The organism is Nocardioides sp. URHA0020, assembly GCF_000620705.1.
Lineage (GTDB): Bacteria > Actinomycetota > Actinomycetes > Propionibacteriales > Nocardioidaceae > Nocardioides.
This window is the reverse complement of record NZ_JIAR01000025.1, coordinates 230,005-253,933: the sequence shown is the minus strand read 5'-3', so window position 1 is coordinate 253,933 and position 23,929 is coordinate 230,005. Positions and strand designations below refer to the sequence as shown.

Here is a 23,929-nt window from a genome sequence, read left to right as displayed (position 1 = left end):
TTCGTCGTCCGGTCCCGACGGTGGGACGAGACGACTGCGCGAGTGGCGGGTTCAACTAGGGTCACCGCGTGGCTCTTCCGTTCGACCCCATCGAGGAAGCGGCGCGCCAGTGGGGCCGGCGCTGGGACGGCGTGCCCGCGATGCACGCGGTGACCTCGCTGATGCGGGTCCAGCAGCTGGTGATCGGGCGGCTGGACGCGATCCTGAAGCCGCACGGGCTCAGCTTCGCCCGCTACGAGGCACTGGTGCTGCTCACCTTCTCGTCGCGCGGCTCGCTGCCGCTGGGCAAGATGGGGGAGCGGCTGCAGGTGCACCCGACCTCGGTGACCTCGATCGTGCGCCGCCTCGAGGCGGCGGGTCTGGTGGAGCGCAAGGCGCACCCCGACGACGGGCGGGCGGTGCTCGCCGAGATCACCGACCGCGGGCGGGACCTGGTCGAGGTGGCCACGAAGGACCTGGTCGACGCCGACTTCGCGCTGAGCGCGCTCTCCGACGCCGACCTCGCGACGATCTCCGACGTCCTGACGCCGGTCCGCAAGGCGGCCGGCGACTTCTAGGCGGTGGCACGTGCAGAGCCGCCCGCCGCGGTGGACACCCGCGACGGGCGGCTCTCGTGCTGTGCCGCTCAGACCTGAGGGATCAGGACGCGCCCCCCGGTTGGGTGACGCCGTTGACCTTCAGCGTGTACGGCGCGAACTGCTGGACCAGCTCGGAGGGGTCGTCGGTCGCCACGATCGCGACCACCTTGTCGAACGGGATCGCCGCGAGCAGGTCGCGCCGGTCCAGGGACAGGTGGTTGCGGCCGTTCCACTCGACCTGCAGCACCTTCGCGACCTTGCCCGCCCGGATGCCGACCAGCTTGAAGTTCCAGTTCTGGACCTTCTGCGGGCTGATCTGCGTCGGCGACTTGAACGGCGCCAGGCTGGAGCCGTCGCTGATCGTCGTGCCACCCACCGCGATGTCGTCCACCAGCAGGCCGCCCTCGTTGACGCCCCCGTCACTGACGTAGCGGAAGCTGAGCAGCACGCTCTGCCCGGCGTACGCCGAGAGGTCGTACGACTGCGGCTCGAAGCCCGTGGTCGTGCCGTTCAGGGCCGCCCCGAGCGGCCCGTCGACCGTGTGGTCGCCGGCGATCGAGGTGTAGGTCTTGCCACCGTCGGTGGAGACCTGGACGTAGGCGTAGTCGTAGCCGAGCTCGGCGCCGTACTTGGCATCGAAGGTCAGCGTCGGGTCCGCGGTCGGCACCGTCACCGAGGTGACCGCTGCCGAGTCCAGGTTGTTGGCGTTGCCCGACCAGAGCACCGGGTTGCCGGCCCGGTCGGGGTCGTCGGACACGACGGACCAGGTGAGCGGCTGGGTCGGCAGCGTCGCGGCGCCCTTGAAGCTCAGCGACCGCAGCTTGCTGCCCTTGAGCGTCTTGCCGTCAGCACCGCGGAGCGCGACGTAGTCCGCGCCGTTGGGGGCGGCGCCGGGGGTGTCGTACGACTCCGGGTTGTCGAGGTTGACCGTCGAGCGCAGGCTCGGCGTGGTGACGACCTTCTTGTTGACGCCCAGGACGATCGACTTCTTCGCGTCGCCGATGATCTTGTCGAGCAGCACCATCGACTGGAACTGGTGGATCACCTTGTAGGCGTCGTTGATGCCCTCGCCCTTGAGCTCGTGCGCCAGGCTGGCGACGCCCTGGAACTCGCCGTCACGGTGCAGCGCCGACATGAAGTCGGTCCCGAACCGGTCGTAGAGGTAGAGCATCATCGAGTAGGCGTTGCCGTAGTCGGCGAGCACCGCTGCCGGGTTGGGGTCCTCGCCCCAGAGCGTCAGGGAGTTCTGGGCGCCGCCGCAGTCGCGGGGGTTGGGGTTGTACTGCGTCTGCACGGTGCCGAAGCCCTGGAAGCAGTAGATGTGGCTGTCCGCCCCGGGCTGGTCGACGGTCCTGGTGGCGTCGACGTACCCGACCAGCGTCTGGGCGAAGTCGGAGAGACCCTCGTTGATCCAGTTCACCTCAAACGGGTCGGTGTAGTAGTGCAGGAGGTGCTGCCACTCGTGCGCGAACGTCCCCTCGTAGAGGTTGGGCCGGGCCGGCCGGCTGGTGCACGGGTCGGCGGTGGACGCGTCCGGCGGGTTGTCACCGGTGCGGTGCGCCCAGTCGTAGGCGTCGATCGTCATCACGTTGCGGTCGAGCAGCTCGTTGAACTGCGAGGAGAAGAAGCCCGCGATGTACGTGGAGGCGGCCGGGAAGTCGTAGTAGTTGTCGTCGCGGACGTTGTCGATCAGCGCGACGGTCTTGTCGCCGTCACCGGTGTAGTCGCCGGAGATGCCCGCGTGGGTGCCGTCGCGGTCGGGCGGCGTGCTGAAGGTCGCGGTCTCCTTCGGGTACATGTTGCCGTCGAACTCGCTGACGAGCCGGTCGACCTGGGCCTGGGTGACGACCGTGCTGGCCGCACCGCGGCAGTCCCCGGCGGGGAAGGAGGTGTCGTTGGCGACCCAGACCTCGATCTTGTCGCCCACGGCGCGCAGCGTGTAGTCCTTGCGGTAGAGCGTGCCGTTGAAGTCGTCGAGGCCCAGCCACTGGCGCTGGGTGCCGACCGTCGGCGTCGGGGCCGCGGCGGGAGCGCTGAGCTTGGACTGCGCCTTGAGGTTGCCGAGCCTCTTGGTGGAGAACTTCGCGTTGGGCGACACCTCGCGGACGTCGCTCGGTGCCGGCGTACGAGGTGGAGCCGCGGTGACCGCCCCGGGCGTCGCGGTCGCGGCGCCGAAGGGGAAGAGGAGACCGGCCGCGCAGGTGGCGAGGGCGACTCCGGCGGGTAGGAACGACGTCTTCATGAGACCTCCCGAGAATGGCGCCTGCCGAGTGCTGACCCGCGGTGGCGGGTGGCGCCGAGATCTGTCCTATCCCGAAGTGAGACGCCGGAGCAAGGGGTCGAGTGCTGCACAAACGTGCACTTGGTCGATTTAGTAGGACGTCCTACTATCTGGGTATGAGCGAGAACGCACGCACGCGGTGGCAGGCCCGCTACGACCGGTCCCGGGTGCGCGAGGTCGACTTCACGACCCTGAGCGGTCTCGAGCTCGAGCCGGCGTACGGCACCGACGACTCGGAGTGGCCCGGCGAGTTCCCGTTCACCCGCGGGCTCTACCCGACCGGCTACCGCGGCCGGTCGTGGACCATCCGGCAGTTCGCGGGCTTCGGCAACGCCCAGCAGACCAACGAGCGCTACCGGATGATCCTGGGTCGCGGCGGCGGCGGCCTCTCGGTCGCCTTCGACATGCCGACCCTGATGGGCCGCGACTCCGACGACCCCAAGTCGCTGGGCGAGGTCGGCCACTGCGGCGTCGCGATCGACTCGGCGGCCGACATGGAGGTGCTCTTCGACGGCATCGACCTCGGTGACGTGACGACCTCGATGACGATCAGCGGCCCGGCCGTACCGGTCTTCTGCATGATGATCGTCGCCGCCGAGCGCGCCGGCGTCGACACCGGCAAGCTCAACGGGACGCTGCAGACCGACATCTTCAAGGAGTACATCGCCCAGAAGGAGTGGCTCTTCACCCCCGAGCCGCACCTGCGCCTGATCGGCGACCTGATGGAGTACTGCGTCGAGAACATCCCGGCGTACAAGCCGCTCTCCGTCTCCGGCTACCACATCCGCGAGGCCGGCTCGACGGCCGCGCAAGAGCTCGCGTTCACGCTGGCCGACGGCTTCGGGTACGTCGAGCTCGGGCTCTCCCGCGGCCTCGACGTCGACGAGTTCGCGCCCGGGCTGTCCTTCTTCTTCGACGCCCACGTCGACTTCTTCGAGGAGATCGCCAAGTTCCGCGCGGCCCGCCGGATCTGGGCGCGCTGGCTGCGCGACGTGTACGGCGCGACGTCCGAGAAGGCGCAGTGGCTGCGCTTCCACACCCAGACCGCGGGAGTGTCGCTGACCGCGCAGCAGCCCTACAACAACGTCGTCCGCACCGGCATCGAGGCGCTCTCCGCCGTGCTGGGCGGCACGAACTCGCTGCACACCAACGCGCTCGACGAGACCCTCGCGCTGCCCAGCGAGCAGGCCGCCGAGATCGCGCTGCGCACCCAGCAGGTGATCATGGAGGAGACCGGCGTCGTCAACGTCGCGGACCCGCTGGGCGGCTCCTGGTACGTCGAGGCGCTGACCGACCGGATCGAGGCCGAGGCCACCGCGATCTTCGACAAGATCCTCTCGATGGGCGGCTCCACCCTGACCTCCGAGCAGCCCGAGCAGATCGCCGCTGCCGTCGGTCGTGGCGAGTGGCTCGTCACCCGCGGCCTGCTGCACGGCATCGAGGAGGGCTGGTTCATGTCCGAGATCGCCGAGGCCGCGTTCCAGTACCAGGTGTCGCTGGAGAAGCGCGAGAAGCGGATCGTCGGCGTCAACTGCCACCAGGAGTCGGTCACCCACGACCTGGAGATCCTGCGGGTCTCCCACGAGGTCGAGGTCGAGCAGGTCCGCGTGCTGGCGGCCCGCAAGTCGGTGCGCGACGCCGAGGCCGTCTCGGCGGCCCTGACCCGCCTGGTCGAGGTGGCCCGCACCGACGGCAACATGATCGAGCCGATGCTGGACGCCGTACGCGTGGAGGCGACCCTCGGCGAGATCTGCGACGTGCTGCGGGCCGAGTGGGGCGAGTACCGGGAGCCGGCGCGCTTCTAGTTCTCTAGGGTCGGGCCATGGACCTCCACGATGCCCTGGCCGCGCTGCCGGCGAACCCGCGGGTCGTGGTCTCCGGCAACCACGCGATCCCGTGGCACGCGCTGCGCCTCGTCGACTCCGCGCTCGACGAGTACCGCCTCTGGGTGCTCAACGGCCAGCCGGGTCTGCCCGACCGCGAGGGCGTCACGCTGGAGACCTCCTTCGTCGGGCCGGGCATGCGGCGCAGTCCCCGACTGAGCTACGTGCCGTCGCGGCTGTCGATGGTGCCGACGCTCTTCGGCCGACAGCTCCCGCCCGACGCGGTGGTGCTGCACACGACCCGGCCCCGGGGCGGTCAGGTGTCGCTCGGCGTCGAGGTCAACGTGCTGCCGGCCGCGCTCGAGGCGGCGAGACGTCGCGGGGGAGTCGTGGTCGCCCAGGTCAACGACCAGATGCCGTGGACGTACGGCGACGCGCTGGTCGACCTCGACCTGATCGACGTGCTGGTGGAGGCCGACGGTCCGCTGCCGACGGCGCCGGTCACCGCGATCGACGAGGCGTCCGCGCGGATCGGTGACCTGGTCGCCCGCCGGGTCGGCGACGGCTCGACGCTCCAGGCCGGCATCGGCGCCGTGCCCGACGCGACGCTGCGCGGCCTGCGCGACCGGCGCGGCCTGCGGGTGTGGACCGAGATGTTCTCCGACAGCATCCTGGCGCTGGAGAAGGTCGGCGCGCTGGACCGCGAGGTGCCGATCACCGCGTCCTTCCTCTTCGGCTCGCCGGAGCTGCTCGCCTGGGCCGACGGCAACGAGCGCATCCAGATGGCGCGCACCGAGGTGACGAACAGCCCGGCGCTGATCTCGCGCAACCCGTCGATGATCAGCGTCAACACCGCGTTGCAGGTCGACCTCTTCGCCCAGGCCAACGCCTCGCGCATCAACGCCCGCATCCACTCCGGCTTCGGCGGTCAGACCGACTTCATCGTCGGCGCGATGCACTCCTCGGCGGGGCAGGCGTTCATCGCGCTGCGGTCGTGGCACCCCAAGGCCGACTGCTCCACGATCGTGCCGCTCGTCGACGAGCCGGTGACGTCCTTCCAGATGACCGCCGTCGTCACCGAGCAGGGGGTGGCCGAGATCGCGGGCAACGACCAGCGCGAGCAGGCCCGCCAGCTGATCGAGCACGCGGCGCACCCGAGCGTGCGCGAGGAGCTGCGCGAGGAGGCCGTCGCGCTGGGGCTGGCCGGGGCTCTCTAGGATTGGCCCATGACGCAGCAGCCCTTCTCGCGCCCCGGAGCGTTCGACCTGTCCGGCCTCAAGGCTCCCGCTCCGCCGTCGGGTGCGACCGCGCCCGGCGCGCCCGGTGCGCCGGCGGCCGCCGGCGGCTCGTCGTACGCCGTGCAGGTCACCGAGGAGGCCTTCCAGGGACTCGTCGAGTCCTCGATGACCGCGCCGGTGCTGCTCGTCTTCTACTCGCCGACCCGGATGCCGGAGAGCCAGCAGCTGGCCGACGACTTCGTGACCCTGTCGACGGAGTTCGAGGGGCGCTTCCTGGCCGGTCTCGTGGACATCGACGCCGCCCCCGGCATCGCGCAGGCGATGCAGATCCCGTCGATCCCGCTGGTGGTGGCCGTCCTCGACGGTCGTCCGGCTCCGCTCTTCCAGGACGTGCTGCCGATCGAGGAGCTGCGCTCGGCGCTGACCACGGTGATGCAGCAGCTGACCACCCAGGGCATCACCGGTCGGCACCAGCCGCGCTCGGTCGCGCCGGTGGACGGCGAGGCCGACGGTGAGCCGCCGGTCGACCCCAGGTACGCCGCGGCCCAGGACGCGCTCGGCGACGGCGACATCGACCGGGCGGTCGCGGAGTACCAGAAGCTCGTGACGGCCAACCCCGCCGACGTCGAGGCCGCAGCCGGTCTGGCGATGGCGAAGGTGCTCCAGCGCACCCAGGGCGTCGACCTCAACGCCGCGCGCGCCGCCGGTGCCGCGAACCCCGACGACGTCGACGCCCAGACCCTAGTCGCCGACCTCGACATGCTCGGTGGCCACGTGGAGGACGCGTTCATCCGGCTGATCGAGCTGGTGCGGCGTACGTCCGGGGACGAGCGCAACCAGGCCCGCGAGCACCTGATCGGGCTCTTCGGCGCCGTCGGCAACGACGACCCGCGGGTGCTCAAGGGCCGGCAGAGCCTGGCGTCCGCTCTCTTCTGAGCGCCGAGCCCGGCTACTTCTGCGGGTCGTGGCCCCAGTTCATCAGTGAGTAGCGCCACCGGGTCTCGGTGATGTCGCCCGACGGCCGCTGCGCGAGGTGTCGGTGGACGTAACCGACGACCTTGCGCATGTGCTGGGCGTCGCCGTCGCCGAGGTCGCCCTTCCTGCTCCGCAGGATCTCCACGATCCGCCGCCCGGAGCGGTGACCGGTGGACTCGCCGCCCTCGTCCTGGCCCACGGACCTGGAGTCGTCGGTGTCCAGCCAGCTCTCGAGCTCCGAGGCGGTCATGTTGACCGCCTCCTGCCAGTCCGCCCAGATCGCGTCGACGTCCGAGCCGCGGTGGTCCGCCGCCATCAGGACGAGGCCTTCCTCGTCAGCGCCTCCGGCCTGTGCACCGCCTCGCCCCCGCTCTTGTCGCTCACGACGAGGTACTGCGGCTCGTCCGCCGACGCTCGCACCGTGCGACCCGCGGCCTCGGTGTCGGAGGTGATCTTCTTCTTCACCCGGCCCTCCGCCTGGCCGCCGTGGCTGCTCCAGGTGACGTGGTCACCCGGCTGGAAGTCGTCCCCGGTCATCGTGCTCCCCTCTCGGTCGATGCCCGGGAGTACCCCCTGGCGCCGACGGGGAACCTCCCCCCGGGGTCTTCTAGCGGGCGTCCTCGCCGGCGAGCGCCGCCAGCACCGCGCGCACGGCCGGCGACTGCGCCATGCTGCGCCGGTGCACCGCGATCACGTCGCGCGTGGGCTCGGGATCGTGGGCCGGTACGGCGACGAGCCGGTCGCCGAGCGGCTGCCGGCCGAGCCGGGGGACGAGGGCGATCCCGAGGCCGGCGCGCACCAGCGCGAGGTGGGAGTCGAACTCGATCGCCGTGTGCGCGATCCGCGGGAGTCGCCCGGTGCCGGCGTACATCCGGGTCAGCCACTGGCGGCAGATGGTGCCCTCGGGGGTGGCGATCCAGCCCTCGTCGACGAGGTCGCCGGGGCTGACCCGATCCCGGCTCGCGAGCGGGTGGTCGAGCGGGACGATCACGTCGGCGACGTCGTACGCCACCTGGGTCGCCTCGAGGTGGTCGGGGATCGTGATCGGCACGTCGCCCCACCGGTGCACGACGCCCAGGTCGCTCTGGCCGGTGGCGACGAGGTCGATGGTGTCCCACGGCTCGCGCTCGGTCAGCGAGAGGCTGAGGTCGGGGTGGGCCCCGAGCAGGTCGTGGACCACCGGAGCGACCAGGCCGCGCATCGCCGTCGAGAAGGCCGTCAGCCGCAGCCGCCCCGCGACGGTGCCGGCCCGCTCGTGCAGCCCCGACTCGACCTCCTCGAGGTCGGCCAGCAGGCGGACGCCGGCGTCGACCAGGTGCCGGCCGTGGTCGGTGAGGATCACCCCGCGGCCGACCCGCTCGAGCAGCGGGACGCCGGTCTGCCTCTCGAGCCGCTTGACCTGCTGGGAGACGGCGCTGGGGGTGAAGCCGAGCGCGTCGGCGGCCGCGACGACCGTCCCGTGGGTGTCGACGGCCCGGAGGCTGGTCAGTGCGGCGAAGTCGATCATGCAGCGATGCTACACAGAACCATGCATGATCATTCGCTGGTGCTACATGGTCATCGTGGGGTTGGCTGGTCGTCGTGAACCGCCGTGACTCGCTCCTCGCCGCCCTCGTCGCCACCATCTGGGGCTTCAACTTCGTGGTGATCGACTGGGGGATGGCGGGGGTGCCGCCGCTGCTGTTCGTGGCGATCCGCTTCGTGCTCGTCGTCTTCCCGGCCATCCTCGTCATCCGCCGGCCGGACGCGCCGTGGCGGGTGATCGCCGCGGTCGGGCTCTTCATGTCGCTCGGCCAGTTCGGCTTCCTCTACGTCTCCATGGACGCGGGCATGCCGCCCGGTCTCGCGGCGCTGGTGCTGCAGGCGCAGGTGATCTTCACGATCCTCATCGCTGCCGGCGTGCTGCGCGAGATCCCGACCGGCGCCCAGGTCGCCGGCGTCGTCCTCGGCTCGGTCGGCCTGGCCATCGTGGCCGTGGGACGAGGCGGTCAGGTGAGCCTGGTCGCGCTGCTGCTCTGCCTGCTCGGCGCGCTGTCGTGGGGGATCGGCAACGTGGTCTCGCGGGCGTCCGGCGTGACCGGCGGGCTGTCGCTGACGGTCTGGTCCGCGGTCGTCGTACCGGTGCCGCTGCTCGCGCTGTCCGTGGTGGTCGACGGGCCGGCGGTCGTCGGCGACGCGCTGACGTCGTTGTCGTGGCAGGCCGGGCTCTCGACGCTCTACACGGCGGGGCTGTCCTCGCTGGTGGGGTACGGCGTCTTCAACACGCTGCTGTCGCGCAACCAGTCGTCGTCGGTCGTGCCGTGGGTGCTGCTCGCGCCGGTCGTGGCGATGGCGTCGGCATGGCTGCTGCTCGACCAGCGACCCGTTGCCGCCGAGGCGGCCGGCGGCCTGCTGCTCATCGTCGGCGTGCTGGTCGCGATGCGACCGGCGCGGCGCGCCTCAGGCGGTGGAGCGGTGGACGAGCTCGTCGCTCGGGACGATCTCGCGGCCCAGCGGTAGCAACGAGATCGGGACCATCTTGAAGCTGGCGATCCCGAGCGGGATGCCGATGATCGTCACGCACATGGCGATGCCCGTGAGCACGTGGCCGATCGCCAGCCAGATGCCGGCGACGACCACCCAGATGACGTTGCCGATCGCCGAGCCGACGCCGGCGGTGGGCTTGCGGATCGCCGTACGCCCGAACGGCCACAGGGCGTAGCCGGCGATGCGGAACGACGCGATCCCGAAGGGGATCGTGATGATCAGGATGCAGCAGATGACGCCGGCGACGACGTACCCGATCGCCATCCAGAACCCGCAGAGCATCAGCCAGATGACGTTCAGGACGAATCGCACCTCGCCAACCTAGCGGCCTCGCGCTACGCCGCAGGCCCCTGTGCCCGGACGTCCGCGACCGCGGTCATCGCGTCGCGCAGCTCGGCGAGCCAGTCGTCCTCGTGCTGGCCGACCAGGCGGACGCACCACGCGAGGGCGTCGGCGCGCGAGCGGGCGACGCCCGCGTCGACGAGCGTGTCGAGGACCAGTCGCTGCGGCTGGCGCAGCCGAGTCATCACCGGAGCCGAGACGTGGGTCCACAGCTCCTGGTGGCCGCCGATCGACACACCCCACGAGACCTTGCGCTCGAACCGGTGCTGCGCCTCCTGCGCGATGTCCATCCGCTGCCCGCGGGTCTCCTCGCGGAACGCCGAGGCGCGACCCGTGCGCGCCTCCGCGAGGGCCGCCTCGGTGGCCTCCGGGAGGTCGACGTCGGCGACGGTGAGGACGACCGTGATCTCCTCGCGGTCCACCGCTACGACGGCGGGGGCGCTCTGCCACGCTGCCGGGAGACGCCCGGCGAACCAGCCCGTCACCCGCTCCTGCTGCTCGTTTGTAATCATGTAATCATTCTGCCACCAGGGTCAAGCGGTCCTGCCTGCGAGCGGTCGTGCCGCTGCGCTGGTCTCGACAGGTGCCCGGCTGTGGGGCGCGACCGTGACCCGGGTCGGTGGGGGGTGCACCGACGGAACTTGGGGTTCTCGGACAGAACTTCGTGCGACAACCCCCAGTTTCACCGCCTAAGCGGTGAAACCCACCGTTGCGGGGGTGCACCGACGGATCTCGGGGTTCTTAGACACAACTTCGTACGAGAACCCGCAGTTTCACCGCCTCAGCGGTGAAACCGTCGCTGAGGCGACGCACCCACCGCGCAGGCGGAAACGGGCAGACCCTCAGCGACCGGACTCGGTGTACGCCGGCCCACCGGACCCGAGGTTGGCGAGCGCGGACTCGATCCGGCGGGCGGTGAAGTCGGCGCAGCGCTCCGCGACCTGCTCCAGGGTGCAGAACTCGGCGGACCGGATCTCGCGGGCCTCCCGCACGATGGAGTCGGTAAGCGTGGCGTCGTGGACGCCGCCGTCGAAGACCAGGCAGAGCGCGTCGTCCCAGCCGCTCCAGGGGGGCAGCCAGTCGGTGAGCACCAGCTCGCCCGCGGGGACGACGAGGCCGAGCTCCTCCTCGATCTCCCTGGCCACGGCCTGCCGCGGCGACTCGTTGACCTCGACCACGCCGCCGGGCAGGTCCCAGTCCGGCTTGTAGGTCAGCTGGCAGAGCAGCACCCGGCCGTCGGGGTCGCGCAGGAGCATCTGCCCGATCGCGCGCTTGCGGGGGAGGAAGGAGTTGAGCAGGGCCCGGAAGCCCTCGGGCTCGTTGAGCGGGGTGTCCGTGGTGAGGCGCGCGTAGACGACGCGGTCGACCGGCGAGCCGTCGACGGTGACGCCGCGCATCACGCCCTCGCGCCGCAGTCCCGACCAGGTGGCGGCGCGCTGACCGCCCTCGTCCTCGGGGTCGACCAGCGCCTCGACCCGCGCGTGGTCGACCAGCGCGGCCACCACGTTGTGGCGGATCACGTCGATCGGCGTGTCGGCGGTCCACGTGATCCGGGCGGTCCCCTCCGCGACGGTGGTCACGTTGGTGGCGGGGTCGGTCACGGGACTCAGACTAGTGGTCGCGACAAGCCTTGCGGGCGCTGCCTCAGCGCTTGCGCAGCCACACCGTCGCGAGCGGGGGCACGACGACCGTCGCGTACGCCGGCTGGCCCGACCAGTCGCCCTCGACCGCGGTGACCGAGCCGAAGTTGCCCACCCCCGAGCCGGAGTAGGACTCGGCGTCGGTGTTGAGGATCTCCTCCCACTCACCGGCCGCCGGGAGGCCGACGCGGTAGTCGTCGTGCGGCACGGCGGCGAAGTTGGACACGCAGACCACGGTCGGTGCGTCGTCGGCCCCGCGCCGCAGGAAAGAGAAGACGTTGCGCCCGGCGTCGTTGGCGTCGATCCACTGGAAGCCGGCCGGGTCGTTGTCGCGCGACCAGACGGCCGGCGAGCCGACGTACGCGCCGTTGAGGTCGCGCACCAGGTCGGAGACGCCGCGGTGCTCGGGGTGCTCGAGCAGCCACCAGTCGAGCTCGCGCGACTCCGCCCACTCCGACTCCTGGCCGAGCTCGCAGCCCATGAAGAGCAGCTGCTTGCCGGGGTGCGCCCACATGAAGCCGAGGTAGGCGCGGAGGTTGGCCAGCTGCTGCCAGCGGTCGCCCGGCATCTTGCGCAGCAGGGAGCCCTTGCCGTGCACGACCTCGTCGTGCGACAGCGGCAGCACGAAGTTCTCGGAGAAGGCGTAGACCAGGGAGAAGGTCATCTCGCCGTGGTGGTAGGCGCGGTGCACGGGCTCGTGGGCCAGGTAGTCCAGCGAGTCGTGCATCCAGCCCATGTTCCACTTGAAGCCGAAGCCCAGGCCGTCGGCCGAGGTCGGCCGGGTGACGCCCGGCCACGAGGTCGACTCCTCCGCGATCGTGGCGATGCCGGGGATCCGCTTGTAGACGGTGGCGTTCATCTCCTGCAGGAACTGCATCGCCTCGAGGTTCTCGTGGCCGCCGTGGATGTTGGGCGACCACTCGCCCTCCTCACGGGCGTAGTCGAGGTAGAGCATCGAGGCGACCCCGTCGACGCGCAGCCCGTCGGCGTGGAACTCCTCCAGCCAGTAGACCGCGTTGGCGTAGAGGAAGTTGCGCACCTCGCGCCGCCCGAAGTTGAAGATGTGGGAGCCCCACTCCTTGTGCCACCCGCGCTGCGGGTTGGGGTCCTCGTAGAGGGGCGTGCCGTCGAAGCGGGCCAGCGCCCACTCGTCGGTGGCGAAGTGACCGGGCACCCAGTCGAGGATCACGCCGACGCCGGCCTGGTGCAGCCTGTCGACGAGCAGCCGGAAGCCGTCGGGGTCACCGAAGCGGGAGTCGGGGGCGAAGTACGACGTGACGTGGTAACCCCACGAGCCGCCGAACGGGTGCTGCATCACCGGCATCAGCTCGACGTGGGTGAAGCCCAGGCCGGCGACGTACGCCGGCAGCTCCTCGGCGAGCTCGGCCCACGACCAGAAGCGGCCGTCGTGGTGCTTCTTCCACGAGCCGAGGTGCATCTCGTAGACGCTCATGGGTCCGTTGACGGGGGAGGAGTCGGCGCGCGCGGCGAGCCAGGCGTCGTCCTGCCACTCGTAGGAGGTCTCGAAGACCTTGGAGGCCGTGTCCGCCGGGACCTCGGCCCAGGCCGCCATGGGGTCGGCCTTCTCGCGCCACTCGCCGTCGGGGCCGAGGATGACGTACTTGTACGCCGTGCCGCCGCGGACGTCGGGCACGAAGAGCTCCCACACGCCCGAGGTGCCGAGCTGGCGCATCGGGTGCTCGCGCCCGTCCCAGCTGTTGAAGTCGGCCTTGATCCGCACTGCGCGCGCCGAGGGCGCCCACACGGCGAACGACGTGCCGGTGACCGGCTCCAGCGCACCGGGGTAGTGGTGCACCCGGGCGCCGAGCACCTCCCACAGCTGCTCGTGACGGCCCTCGTTGATCAGGTGGAGGTCCATGTCGCCGAGCGTCGGCAGGAAGCGGTAGGGGTCGTCCAGCACGATCGGGTCCTCGCCGTACGACGCGGCGACCCGGTAGTCGGGCACGTCGGGCAGCGGGACGACGCCGACCCAGATGCCCTCGTGCTCGTGGGTGAGCTCGACCGAGCCGCCGTCCCACCGCACCTCGACCCGCGAGGCGAGCGGCTTCAGCACGCGGACCGTGACGGCGCCGTCGTGGGGGTGCGGGCCGAGCACCGTGTGCGGGTTGCCGTGCTCGCCGCGGACCACCTGCTCCAGCTGAGCGATCTCGACGGGCTGTGTTGCGGGGGTTGTCATGCCTGTCCCATCCTTGCGACGGCCGCGAGCGGGATGTCCACCCAGGCCGGTCGGTTGCGGGTCTCGTAGACGGTCTCGTAGACGACCTTGTCGGCGACGTAGGCGTCGAGCAGCACGCGCTCCTCGTCGCTGGGCTCGCCGCCGGCGTAGGCCACCAGGAAGTGGTTGCTGTTGCGGTGCGCCCACTCGTCGGCCCGGTAGGCCCGCTGCGGCGCCCCGTCGGCGTCGTCCTGGGCGAAGGACCGCTCGACGACGCGCGGTGCGTAGTCGAAGGAGCGCAGCATCCCGGCGACGTCACGCCAGGGGGAGTCGGGCAGCAGCCGGTCGGCCAGCGGCTTGGCGGGCTCGCCCTCGAAGTCGACGATCTTCCAGCCCAGGCTGGTCCGCAGCGTCTGCCCGAGGTGCAGGTCGCCGTGCACGTGCTGCACCGTCAGGCCGTCCAGGGCGCGCACCCGGTCGTACGTCGCGCGCAGGGTGTCGGCGAAGGGGGCCAGTGCCGGTACGACGCCGAGCGCGTCGTCGAGCCGTTGCGTCATGGCGTCCGCGAGCGCTGCGGTGGCGTCCGGTCCGCGACGCTCGGTGGGGAAGTTCTCCGCGAGCACGGTGTGCACCGCCCGCAGGGCCTCGCCGAGCCGGGTCGCCTCACCGGCGAAGTCGCCGCCGGCCTCGTGGGCGTGCAGGTCGGCCTCGGCGAAGAGGTTGCGGGCGCTGGCGACCGCCAGGTCCCAGCCGTCGCTGGCGGTGCGCAGGAACTGCTGGAGCATCGCCAGCTGCATCGTCGTGCCGCGGCCGTCGTCGGTGTCGCTGGAGGCGGCACCGTCCACCCAGTCGAGCCAGCCGTAGAGCGCGGCGATGTGCTCGGAGCCGGCGCTGGTCAGCACGTCGTGCACCTGGATGTCGGGGTTGACCCCGGGGGTGATCTTGCGGAAGACCTTCATCAGCGAGTCCTCGCCGAAGGCGACCGACGAGTTCGACTGCTCGCCGGAGAAGAGCGTGGAGTGCGTGTCGAGGTCGAGCTCGTGCCCGGCCAGCCGGTGGAAGGACAGCCCGCTGGAGGTGTCGGTGCTGTTGCCGCCGGTCTCACCGGCGGCGGCGGCGAAGGCACGCAGCCACAGCGCCATGGCCTCGCGGTCGTGCAGCGCGTCGTACGCGTGCACCCAGCCGAAGTCCGGCTCCTCCCACCAGCCGAGGAAGGCGTGGTCGAGCCGGGTCTCCGCCTCGGTGTAGAGCGCGAGCGGCACCTGGTAGATCTCGGTGCCGCCGGGCCCGTCCTCGTAGGTGACCTCGACGAGGTCGATCACGACGCGCAGCCCGTCACCACTGCCCGGCAGCTCGCCGATGCGGCGTACGCCGGTGACCGAGAACGGGCGGCCCTTGCCGCCGAACCAGCGGGTGCGCTCGAGGTACCGCACGAAGACGTCGGGATCGACCTGGGATGTTGGGGCGGTCACAGCAGCTGGCCCTCCTCGGTGGGTTCCTGGGCGGTGAGCCGGAACCAGTAGAAGCCGTAGCCGGACAGCGTCAGCAGGTAGGGCAGCTCGCCGATCTCGGGGAACGGCACCCCGCCCAGCAGCTCGACGGGCGTCCGGCCCTGGTAGCGCCGCAGGTCGAGCTCGACCGGCTGCGGGAAGCGCGACAGGTTGTTGACGCAGAGGATCAGGTCCTCGCTGTCGTCGGTGCAGTGCTCGCGGACGTACGACAGCACCGACGGGTTCGAGCCGCCGAGGTCGTGGAAGGTGCCGAGCCCGAACGCCGCGTGGTTGCGTCGCGCGTGGATCATCCGACGCGTCCAGTGCAGGAGCGAGGAGGAGTTCTCGAGCTGCGCCTCGACGTTGACCGACTGGTAGCCGAAGACGGGATCCTGGATCACGGGGCGGTCCAGCTTGCCCGGCGTGGCGGAGGAGAAGCCGGCGTTGCGGTCGGCGGTCCACTGCATCGGGGTGCGTACGCCGTCGCGGTCACCGAGCCAGATGTTGTCGCCCATGCCGATCTCGTCGCCGTAGTACAGGCACGGCGATCCCGGCAGGGACAGCAGCAGTGCGTTGAAGAGCTCGATCTGGTTGGTGTCGTTGTCGAGCAGCGGAGCCAGCCGCCGGCGGATGCCGATGTTGGCCTTCATCCGCGGGTCCTTGGCGTACTCGCCCCACATGTAGTCGCGGTCGTCGTCGGTGACCATCTCGAGCGTCAGCTCGTCGTGGTTGCGCAGGAAGATGCCCCACTGGCAGCTGTCGGGGATCGCCGGCGTCTGCTCGAGGATCTCCGAGATCGGGAAGCGCGACTCCCGGCGCACGGCCATGAAGATGCGCGGCATCACCGGGAAGTGGAAGGCCATGTGGCACTCGTCGCCACCGACCTCCGGGTCGCCGAAGTAGTCGACGACGTCCTCGGGCCACTGGTTGGCCTCGCAGAGCAGCACCCGGCCGGGGTACTCGTCGTCGACGACCTTGCGGACCTTCTTCAGGAAGTCGTGGGTCTCCGGCAGGTTCTCGCCGTTGGTGCCCGGCCGCTCGTACAGGTACGGCACGGCGTCGAGCCGGAAGCCGTCCATGCCCATGTCCATCCAGAAGCGGATCGCGTCGATGATCGCGTCGTGGACGGCTGGGTTGTCGAAGTTGAGGTCGGGCTGGTGGGAGAAGAACCGGTGCCAGAAGTACTGCTGGCGGACCGGGTCCCAGGTCCAGTTGGACGGCTCGGTGTCCACGAAGATGACCCGGGCCTCGTCGTACAGCTCGTCGGTGTCGGACCAGACGTAGAAGTCACCGTACGGGCCCTCGGGGTCGGAGCGCGACGCCTGGAACCACGGGTGCTGGTCGCTCGTGTGGTTCATGACGAAGTCGATGATCACGCGCAGCCCGCGCTTGTGCGCCTCCTCGAGGAAGTAGCGGAAGTCCTCGATGGTGCCGATCTCCGGGTGCACGCCGGTGTAGTCGGCCACGTCGTAGCCGTCGTCGCGCAGCGGGCTGGGGAAGAACGGCGGGATCCACAGGCAGTCGACGCCCAGCCACTGCAGGTAGTCGAGCTTCTCGACCAGCCCGCGGAAGTCACCGGTGCCGTCGGCGTTGGAGTCGCGGAAGGCGCGGACCAGCACCTCGTAGAAGACGGCGGTCTTGAACCACTCGGGGGTCCGGCTGGTGCTCTCGTCGGTGATCTCGGGGGTCAACGAGTCCTCCTCACGGTGAGGATGTGGGCCGGCTCGTGGTGGGGGTCGAGCCGGACGTAGTTGTGCTGGGCCCAGCTCCAGTCCGCGCCGGTGATCTCGTCGTGCACGACGAACGAGTCGGTGTCGGCGAAGCCGAGCGCGGCCAGGTCGAGGTGCACCGTCGTCTCCCGCACGGCGTGCGGGTCGACGTTGACGACGACGATGACCGTGTCGTCGCCGGCGGACTTGCTGAAGACCAGGACGTTCTCGTCGTCGCTCCAGTGGATGGTCACGTTGCGCAGCAGCTGCAGCGACGGGTGCGCGCGGCGGATCTCGTTGAGCCTGGTCAGGTACGGCGCGAGCGTGCGGCCCTCGCTGTCGGCGCCCGCCCAGTCGCGGACCCGGACCTGGTACTTCTCCGAGTCGAGGTACTCCTCGCTGCCCGGCTTCACCGCCACGTGCTCGAAGAGCTCGAAGCCGGCGTACACGCCCCAGCTCGGGGACCCGGTCGCGGCGATGGCCGCGCGGATCTTGAACGCCGCCGGCCCGCCGTACTGGAGGTAGGCGTGGAGGATGTCGGGGGTGTTCACGAAGAAGTTGGGCCGCATCAGGTGGTCGGTCTCGCGGGACAGCTCGAGCAGGTACTCCTCGATCTCCCACTTGGCGTTGCGCCACGTGAAGTACGTGTAGGACTGGTGGAAGCCGACCGCGCCGAGGCCCCGCATCATCGCGGGCCGGGTGAACGCCTCGGCCAGGAAGATCACGTCCGGATCGGTACGGCGGACCTCGGTCAGCAGCCACTCCCAGAAGGCGACCGGCTTCGTGTGCGGGTTGTCGACCCGGAAGATCCGCACGCCGTGGGACATCCACAGCCGGACGATCCGCAGCACCTCGCGGCAGATGCCGGTGGGGTCGTTGTCGAAGTTGACCGGGTAGATGTCCTGGTACTTCTTCGGCGGGTTCTCGGCGTACGCGATCGTGCCGTCGGCGCGGGTGGTGAACCACTCCGGGTGGCTGGTCACCCACGGGTGGTCGGGCGCGGCCTGCAGGGCCAGGTCGAGGGCGACCTCGAGCCCCAGCCTGGTGGCCCGCGCGACGAAGGCGTCGAAGTCCGCGAAGGTGCCGAGGTCGGGGTGGATCGCGTCGTGCCCGCCGTCCTTCGAGCCGATCGCCCACGGCGAGCCGGGGTCGGTGGGGCTGGGGTCGAGGGTGTTGTTGGGCCCCTTGCGGTTGACCTCGCCGATCGGGTGGATCGGCGGGAGGTAGATGACGTCGAAGCCCATCGCGGCGACGGCATCGAGCCGCTTGGCGGCGGTCTTGAACGTGCCGCTGGTGACCGCGCCGGTCTTCGCGTTGCGCTTGGCGCCCTCCGAGCGCGGGAAGAACTCGTACCAGCTGCTGAAGAGCGCCTTCGTGCGGTCGGCGTACGCGCGGTAGGGGCCCTCGACGGTGAGCAGCTCCCGCACCGGGTGGGCCGCGAGGACCTCGGTCACCTCGGCGGACTCGAGCGCCGCGAGGCGTGCCTCCGGCGGCCGCTCGGTGTCGGCGGCGGCGTGGGCAGCGGCCGTCAGCACCTTCGCCGCCTGCGCCGCGTCGGGGTCCGTCTCGTCGATGGTGGCGAGCACCCGGTCGACCAGGAGCCCGGCCTCGGTGAACATCAGCTCGACGTCCACCCCGGCCGGCACCTTGAGCCCGGCGGCGTGCTGCCAGGTCGCGACCGGGTCCGACCAGGCGTGGATCTCGAACGTCCAGGCGCCACCGATGTCCGGGGTCACCCAGGCCTCGTAGAGGTCGGGCACCTCGGCGTGCTTGGTCATCCGCACCGGGGCACGGCGTACGCCGTCCGGCGCGGTGAGCACGACCTCGGCGCCGAGCTTGTCGTGACCCTCGCGGAACACGCTCGCCGTGACGGGAAACGGCTCGCCGACCGTCGCTTTCGCGGGCTGGCGACCGAGGTCGACCAGCGGTGTGACGTTCATGACGGGGATGCGTCCGACCATGCGCTCCAACCTAGCGAGAATGCGGAGAGGACCTGCAAGTGCGCTGGTCCTGTACCCGGATTCGCCGGCTCGACGCGTGGATGCGCGGGTGGTTTCGAGGCTCGGGCCTGGCGGCCCTCGCACCTCAACCACCGGTGGCCGGCCTGGCGGCCCTCGCACCTCAGCCACCGATGGCCCCCTGGCCCTCGCACTCGACCACTGCCCGGTGGTTGAGGTGCGAGCCGCGCTAGCGGCGAGCCTCGAAACCACCCGGCACCCGGGCCGAGGTGCTGCTCGCCGCCCCGGATCGGGTCCATCCGGACCCCGGAGATCGCGCCGTTCCTTTGATCGATCCAAGAGTCTCGCGGTAGCGTCCCTCCGGTGCGTGCCATTCGACGATTCACCGTCCGTCCCGTGCTCCCCGCGGCTCTTGCCGCCCTGGGCGACCTCGCAGGCAACCTGCGATGGTCCTGGCACCCCGAGAGCCAGGACGTGTTCGCCGCGGTCGACCCCGACCTCTGGGAGTCGACGGGGCGCGATCCGGTCCGCCTGCTCGGCGCGGTCGGCCGCGCCCGGCTCGACGAGCTCGCCCGCGACACCGAGTTCCTCGCCGCCCTCGGCGCGGCGCACGACGACCTGACGGCGTACCTGACCGGCGACCGCTGGTACCAGCGCCGCCTCGCGGCGGGCGTCGACGGTCCGGCGGCGATCGGCTACTTCTCGCCCGAGTTCGGCATCGCCGCGGTGCTGCCGCAGTACTCCGGCGGTCTCGGCATCCTGGCCGGCGACCACCTCAAGGCCGCCAGCGACCTGGGCGTCCCGATCATCGGTGTCGGGCTGCTCTACAAGCACGGCTACTTCAAGCAGTCCTTCTCCCGCGAGGGCTGGCAGCAGGAGACCTACCCGGTCCTCGACCCCGACGGGCTGCCGATCTCGCTGCTGCGCGAGGAGAACGGCGACCGGGCGATGATCTCCATCGCGCTGCCCGACGGCCCCGAGCTGCTGGCGCGCATCTGGGTGGCCAGCGTCGGCCGGGTCCCGCTGCTGATGCTCGACACCGACGTCGAGGGCAACCCCGACCACTACCGCGAGGTCACCGACCGGCTGTACGGCGGCACCAGCGAGCACCGGCTGCGCCAGGAGCTCCTGCTCGGCGTCGGCGGCGTCCGTGCGCTGCGCGTGTTCTCCCGCATCACCGGCCACCAGGCGCCGGAGGTGTTCCACACCAACGAGGGCCACGCCGGCTTCCTCGGTCTGGAGCGCATCCGCGAGCTGACGGTCGCCGAGGGCGGCCCCCAGCTCGACTTCGACACCGCGCTCGAGGTCGGGCGCGCGTCGACCGTCTTCACCACCCACACCCCCGTCCCCGCCGGCATCGACCGCTTCCCGCGCACGCTCGTCGAGCAGTACTTCAGCGACGCGGGTGCCACCCCCGGCGTGCCGATCGAGCGGATCCTGCCGCTCGGCAGCGAGGACTACGAGGGCGGCGACGCCTCGGTCTTCAACATGGCCGTGATGGGCTTCCGGCTCGCGCAGCGCGCGAACGGCGTCTCCCAGCTGCACGGCCACGTGAGCCGCGAGATGTTCAACGGGCTGTGGCCCGCCTTCGACGAGGCCGAGGTCCCGATCGGGTCGATCACCAACGGCGTGCACGCGCCGACGTGGGTCGCCCGCGAGGTCATCGAGCTGGCGGCCAGCCAGGGCGCCGACCCGGAGTCCGACGACGCCGAGGGCTTCTGGGCCGCGGTCGACAAGGTCTCCGGTGCGGACATCTGGGCGACCAAGCGCGTGCTCCGCGAGCGCCTGGTCGTCGACGCCCGCAAGCGCCTGGCCCGCTCGTGCGAGAAGCGGGGCGCCGCGAAGGCCGAGCTCGGCTGGATCGAGACCGCGCTCGATCCCGACGTCCTGACGATCGGCTTCGCGCGGCGCGCGGCGTCGTACAAGCGGCTGACGCTGATGCTGCGCGACCCGGCCCGGCTCAAGCGGCTGCTGCTCGACCCCGACCGCCCGATCCAGCTGATCATGGCCGGCAAGGCGCACCCGGCCGACGACGGCGGCAAGAAGCTGATCCAGGCGATCGTGCAGCTCGCCGACGACCCGGAGGTCCGCCACCGGATCGCCTACCTGCCCAACTACGACATCGCCATGGCACAGCCGCTCTACCCCGGCTGCGACGTCTGGCTCAACAACCCCCTGCGGCCGTACGAGGCCTGCGGCACCTCCGGCATGAAGTCGGCCCTGAACGGCGGGCTCAACCTGTCGATCCTCGACGGCTGGTGGGACGAGTGGTACGACGGCCAGAACGGCTGGGCGATCCCGTCCGCCGACGGTGTCGTCGACGCCGACCACCGCGACGACCTCGAGGCCAGCGCGCTCTACGACCTGATCGAGAACGAGGTCGCGCCGCGCTTCTACGACGTCGACGACGAGGGCGTCCCGACCCGCTGGCTCGAGATGACCCGGCACACGCTCAAGTCGCTCGGCCCGAAGGTGCTCGCGACGCGGATGGTCAGCGACTACGTGCGGCAGCTCTACACGCCGGCCGCGACGACCGCCCGCCGGCTCAACTCCGACTACGCGGGGGCCGTCGAGCTCGCAGCGTGGAAGAAGAAGGTGCGCACCGGCTGGTCCGGCGTGCGCGTCGAGCACGTCGAGAGCAGCGGGGTCGGCGACGCGCCCGAGGTCGGCGACACCATGAGCGTGCGCGCCTTCGTCGCGCTCGGCGACCTGTCGCCGGCCGACGTCGACGTGCAGCTCGTGCACGGTCGCAGCAACGGCGAGGACGAGCTGTCCGACACCACGGTGTCGTCGCTGCTCCCCGCCGAGTCCTACGAGGCCGGGCGGCACCGCTTCGACGGTGACGTCGTGCTCGACCACTCGGGCTCGTTCGGCTACACGGTCCGCGTGGTGCCCCGCAACGACCTGCTCACCTCGCCGGCCGAGCTCGGGATCGTCGCGCTGCCCTGAGCGGTCGGCGGGTCAGGCCTCGCGGAGCACGACGACGGTACGGCGACCGAGCGCGATCCGGTCCCCGGCCTTGACGTGCGTGCCGACCGGCAGCCGGAAGTCGGTGGAGAGCACGACCTCGCCGCTCTGCACCCAGTCGTTCTCGGCCAGCGAGATCGTGGTCGGCAGCCAGTCGGAGTTGAACCAGAGCACGAAGGACTTGTCGACCTGCTGCTCGCCGTGGCGTCCCGGTGCTCGCAGCGGGGCGCCGGAGACGAACATGCCGATCGTGCGCAGGGTGGGGTTGTGCCAGTCGGCCTCGGCCATCTCGCGCCCCGACGGGTGCAGCCAGGCCAGGTCCTTGGGTCCGCCGCGGATCGTCGGACGCCCCTCGAACCAGTGCCGCTGCCGCAGCGCCGGGTGCTCGCGGCGCAGGCGCAGCGCGGCCCGGGTGATCTCGTAGACGTCGAGCCAGGCGTTGTCGACGCTCCAGTCGACCCAGGAGATCTCGTTGTCCTGGCAGTAGGCGTTGTTGTTGCCGCCCTGGGTGCGCCCGCGCTCGTCACCGGCGGTGATCATCGGGACGCCGTTGGACAGGCACAGGGTCGCCATGATGTTGGCCGCCTGCCGACGCCGTACGGCGATCAGCGCGTCGTCGTCGGTCTCGCCCTCGTGCCCGAGGTTCCAGGACCGGTTGTTGTCGGTGCCGTCGCGGTTGCCCTCGCCATTGGCCTCGTTGTGCTTGCCGTCGTAGGTCACCAGGTCGCGCACGGTGAAGCCGTCGTGCGCGGTCACGAAGTTGATCGAGTTGTACGCCGATCGCCCGTCGTCGGCGTACAGGTCCGACGACCCGGCGAGCCGGGTGGCGACCGTGCTGTTGCCGGAGGAGTGGTTGCGCCAGAAGTCGCGGATCTCGTCGCGGTACTGGTCGTTCCACTCCACCCACGGCGGGGGCATGCCGCCGACGAGGTAGCCGTCCATGGACGCGTCCCACGGCTCGGCGATCAGCTTCACGTGCCGCAGCACCGGGTCCTGGCCGATCGCGACGAGCAGGCGACAGTTCATGTCGATGTCGTAGCCGGTGCGCGCGAGCGCCGACATCAGGTCGAAGCGGAAGCCGTCGATGTGCATCTCGGTGACCCAGTAGCGCAGCGAGTCGAGGATCAGCCGCAGCGCCAGCGGGTCGTTGGAGTCGACGGTGTTGCCGCAGCCGGTGACGTCCCAGTAGCTGTCGTCGTACACCTCGGCGCCGGTCACCGGGTCCGTGGTCGGCAGCACCCGCTTGTAGAAGCCGCGGTCGTCGAGGCCGCGGAAGGAGATCGTCGGCCCGAGCGGGCCGCCCTCGGCGGTGTGGTTGTAGACGACGTCGAGGATCACCTCGATCCCGGCGGCGTGCAGCGACTTCACCATCTGCTTGAACTCGCGGACCTGCTGCCCGCGGTCGCCCGCGGAGGAGTAGCCGGCGTCAGGGGCGAAGTAGCTCATGGTGTTGTAGCCCCAGTAGTTGACCGTCCCGCGCTCGAGCAGCGCGGGCTCGGAGAAGAACTGGTGCACCGGGAGCAGCTCGACGGCCGTGACGCCGAGGTCGCGCAGGTACTCCACGACGGTGGGGCTGCCCAGGCCGGCGTACGTGCCCCGCAGCTCCTCGGGCACGCGGTCGTGGAGCTGGGTGAAGCCCTTGACGTGCAGCTCGTAGATGACGGTGTCGCGCCACCGCCGCCGCATCGGCGCGTCGCCCTCCCAGTCGAAGCTGGGGTCCACCACGACGCTGCGGGCGGTGTACGGCGCCGAGTCGGCCTCGTCGAGCTTCGTGGGGTCCGACATCCGGTAGCCGAAGAGCGCCGGCACCGGGGTGATCGTGCCGGAGGTGGCCTGGGCGTAGGGGTCGAGGAGCAGCTTGTGGGGGTTGAACCGGTAGCCCTGCTCCGGGTCCCACGGTCCGTCGACCCGGAAGCCGTACCGCGTGCCCGGGGGTACGTCGGGGAGCGCGCCGTGCCAGATCCCGAGGGAGCGCTCGGTGAGCTGGTGCCGGATCTCGACCCCGTCGTCGTCGAAGACGCACAGCCAGCACTCGGTCGCGTTGGGGGAGTACACGGCGAAGTTGGTCGACTCCGGCGACCAGGTGGCGCCCAGCGGCCAGTTGCGGCCCGGCCACACCCGCGTGCGCTGTCCGAGGTGGGTCCAGATGCCAGGGGTCACGAGCATCATTCTTGCCGATGCTGGCAGCATGCCGGGGACGGGTCCGACACGACCAGGAAGAGGTGG

General features: G+C 70.8%; 18 protein-coding genes. 6 read left to right on the top strand and 12 right to left on the bottom strand.

Annotated elements, in window-relative coordinates; all coding sequences use genetic code 11:
- Positions 1–68: 68 nt before the first annotated feature.
- Positions 69–557, top strand: coding sequence for a MarR family winged helix-turn-helix transcriptional regulator (locus N542_RS0101520; RefSeq protein WP_028642424.1), 489 nt, complete (start codon positions 69–71; stop codon positions 555–557).
- An 82-nt stretch (positions 558–639) separates the two neighbouring features.
- On the opposite strand, the gene N542_RS0101515 is transcribed toward N542_RS0101520, so the two are convergent.
- Positions 640–2,820 (bottom strand): choice-of-anchor J domain-containing protein, encoded by a 2,181-nt coding sequence (locus N542_RS0101515; protein WP_028642423.1) that lies wholly within the window; start codon positions 2,818–2,820, stop codon positions 640–642.
- Between the two features lie 155 nt (positions 2,821–2,975).
- On the opposite strand from N542_RS0101515, the gene N542_RS0101510 reads away from it, so the two are divergent.
- Genes N542_RS0101510 through N542_RS0101500 form a run of 3 tightly spaced genes read left to right on the top strand, consistent with a single transcriptional unit; the run spans position 2,976 to position 6,856 of the window.
- Positions 2,976–4,664: an acyl-CoA mutase large subunit family protein gene (locus N542_RS0101510; protein WP_028642422.1), complete on the top strand. Its 1,689-nt coding sequence runs from the start codon at positions 2,976–2,978 to the stop codon at positions 4,662–4,664.
- 17 nt (positions 4,665–4,681) lie between these two features.
- The gene (locus N542_RS0101505; RefSeq protein ID WP_028642421.1) at positions 4,682–5,899 is read left to right on the top strand and encodes an acetyl-CoA hydrolase/transferase family protein; all 1,218 of its coding nucleotides are present in this window, start codon (positions 4,682–4,684) and stop codon (positions 5,897–5,899) included.
- 9 nt (positions 5,900–5,908) lie between these two features.
- Positions 5,909–6,856, top strand: a complete 948-nt coding sequence (locus N542_RS0101500) for a co-chaperone YbbN (protein ID WP_028642420.1) — start codon at positions 5,909–5,911, stop codon at positions 6,854–6,856.
- A gap of 13 nt (positions 6,857–6,869) precedes the next feature.
- Here the strand turns inward: N542_RS0101500 and N542_RS0101495 are convergent, their stop codons facing one another.
- The 3 genes from N542_RS0101495 to N542_RS0101485 form a co-directional block, all read right to left on the bottom strand.
- Positions 6,870–7,211, bottom strand: coding sequence for a DUF3140 domain-containing protein (locus N542_RS0101495; RefSeq protein WP_036505930.1), 342 nt, complete (start codon positions 7,209–7,211; stop codon positions 6,870–6,872).
- Positions 7,211–7,432 (bottom strand): DUF2945 domain-containing protein, encoded by a 222-nt coding sequence (locus tag N542_RS0101490; RefSeq protein ID WP_028642418.1) that lies wholly within the window; start codon positions 7,430–7,432, stop codon positions 7,211–7,213. Before N542_RS0101490 ends, N542_RS0101495 begins: the two co-directional genes overlap by 1 nt.
- 70 nt (positions 7,433–7,502) lie before the next feature.
- Positions 7,503–8,402: a LysR family transcriptional regulator gene (locus N542_RS0101485; RefSeq protein WP_028642417.1), complete on the bottom strand. Its 900-nt coding sequence runs from the start codon at positions 8,400–8,402 to the stop codon at positions 7,503–7,505.
- A gap of 74 nt (positions 8,403–8,476) precedes the next feature.
- On the opposite strand from N542_RS0101485, the gene N542_RS22880 reads away from it, so the two are divergent.
- A complete protein-coding gene (locus N542_RS22880) occupies positions 8,477–9,394 on the top strand; it encodes an EamA family transporter (protein ID WP_036505929.1) in 918 nt (305 codons plus the stop codon).
- Here N542_RS22880 and N542_RS0101475 read toward each other — a convergent pair.
- The 7 genes from N542_RS0101475 to N542_RS0101445 form a co-directional block, all read right to left on the bottom strand.
- The gene (locus N542_RS0101475; RefSeq protein WP_028642416.1) at positions 9,335–9,733 is read right to left on the bottom strand and encodes a YccF domain-containing protein; all 399 of its coding nucleotides are present in this window, start codon (positions 9,731–9,733) and stop codon (positions 9,335–9,337) included. The genes N542_RS22880 and N542_RS0101475 overlap by 60 nt on opposite strands.
- A 23-nt stretch (positions 9,734–9,756) precedes the next feature.
- Positions 9,757–10,275, bottom strand: a complete 519-nt coding sequence (locus tag N542_RS0101470; protein ID WP_028642415.1) for a hypothetical protein — start codon at positions 10,273–10,275, stop codon at positions 9,757–9,759.
- Between the two features lie 330 nt (positions 10,276–10,605).
- On the bottom strand, positions 10,606–11,364 hold the full coding sequence (locus N542_RS0101465; RefSeq protein WP_028642414.1) for an NUDIX hydrolase: 759 nt from the start codon (positions 11,362–11,364) through the stop codon (positions 10,606–10,608).
- A gap of 43 nt (positions 11,365–11,407) precedes the next feature.
- On the bottom strand, positions 11,408–13,600 hold the full coding sequence (gene glgB / locus N542_RS0101460; RefSeq protein WP_028642413.1) for a 1,4-alpha-glucan branching protein GlgB: 2,193 nt from the start codon (positions 13,598–13,600) through the stop codon (positions 11,408–11,410).
- Positions 13,597–15,051 (bottom strand): maltokinase N-terminal cap-like domain-containing protein, encoded by a 1,455-nt coding sequence (locus N542_RS0101455; RefSeq protein ID WP_028642412.1) that lies wholly within the window; start codon positions 15,049–15,051, stop codon positions 13,597–13,599. The genes glgB and N542_RS0101455 overlap by 4 nt, the downstream gene beginning before the upstream one ends.
- Complete coding sequence (gene treS / locus N542_RS0101450) at positions 15,048–16,760, bottom strand: maltose alpha-D-glucosyltransferase (protein WP_051551277.1); 1,713 nt, start codon at positions 16,758–16,760, stop codon at positions 15,048–15,050. The genes N542_RS0101455 and treS overlap by 4 nt, the downstream gene beginning before the upstream one ends.
- A complete protein-coding gene (locus N542_RS0101445; RefSeq protein WP_028642410.1) occupies positions 16,757–18,739 on the bottom strand; it encodes an alpha-1,4-glucan--maltose-1-phosphate maltosyltransferase in 1,983 nt (660 codons plus the stop codon). Before N542_RS0101445 ends, treS begins: the two co-directional genes overlap by 4 nt.
- 360 nt (positions 18,740–19,099) lie before the next feature.
- On the opposite strand from N542_RS0101445, the gene glgP reads away from it, so the two are divergent.
- Complete coding sequence (gene glgP, locus N542_RS0101440; protein WP_028642409.1) at positions 19,100–21,685, top strand: alpha-glucan family phosphorylase; 2,586 nt, start codon at positions 19,100–19,102, stop codon at positions 21,683–21,685.
- A gap of 12 nt (positions 21,686–21,697) precedes the next feature.
- Here the strand turns inward: glgP and glgX are convergent, their stop codons facing one another.
- Positions 21,698–23,869 (bottom strand): glycogen debranching protein GlgX, encoded by a 2,172-nt coding sequence (glgX, locus tag N542_RS0101435; protein WP_442937381.1) that lies wholly within the window; start codon positions 23,867–23,869, stop codon positions 21,698–21,700.
- Positions 23,870–23,929 lie beyond the last annotated feature (60 nt).

Coding starts and splice junctions, on each gene's coding strand:
- N542_RS0101515 (WP_028642423.1), bottom strand. CDS start 2,820: ATGAAGACGTCGTTCCTACCCGCCGGAGTCGCCCTCGCCACCTGCGCG.
- N542_RS0101510 (WP_028642422.1), top strand. CDS start 2,976: ATGAGCGAGAACGCACGCACGCGGTGGCAGGCCCGCTACGACCGGTCC.
- N542_RS0101505 (WP_028642421.1), top strand. CDS start 4,682: ATGGACCTCCACGATGCCCTGGCCGCGCTGCCGGCGAACCCGCGGGTC.
- N542_RS0101500 (WP_028642420.1), top strand. CDS start 5,909: ATGACGCAGCAGCCCTTCTCGCGCCCCGGAGCGTTCGACCTGTCCGGC.
- N542_RS0101495 (WP_036505930.1), bottom strand. CDS start 7,211: ATGGCGGCGGACCACCGCGGCTCGGACGTCGACGCGATCTGGGCGGAC.
- N542_RS0101490 (WP_028642418.1), bottom strand. CDS start 7,432: ATGACCGGGGACGACTTCCAGCCGGGTGACCACGTCACCTGGAGCAGC.
- N542_RS0101485 (WP_028642417.1), bottom strand. CDS start 8,402: ATGATCGACTTCGCCGCACTGACCAGCCTCCGGGCCGTCGACACCCAC.
- N542_RS0101470 (WP_028642415.1), bottom strand. CDS start 10,275: ATGATTACAAACGAGCAGCAGGAGCGGGTGACGGGCTGGTTCGCCGGG.
- glgB (WP_028642413.1), bottom strand. CDS start 13,600: ATGACAACCCCCGCAACACAGCCCGTCGAGATCGCTCAGCTGGAGCAG.
- N542_RS0101445 (WP_028642410.1), bottom strand. CDS start 18,739: ATGGTCGGACGCATCCCCGTCATGAACGTCACACCGCTGGTCGACCTC.
- glgX (WP_442937381.1), bottom strand. CDS start 23,869: ATGCTCGTGACCCCTGGCATCTGGACCCACCTCGGACAGCGCACGCGG.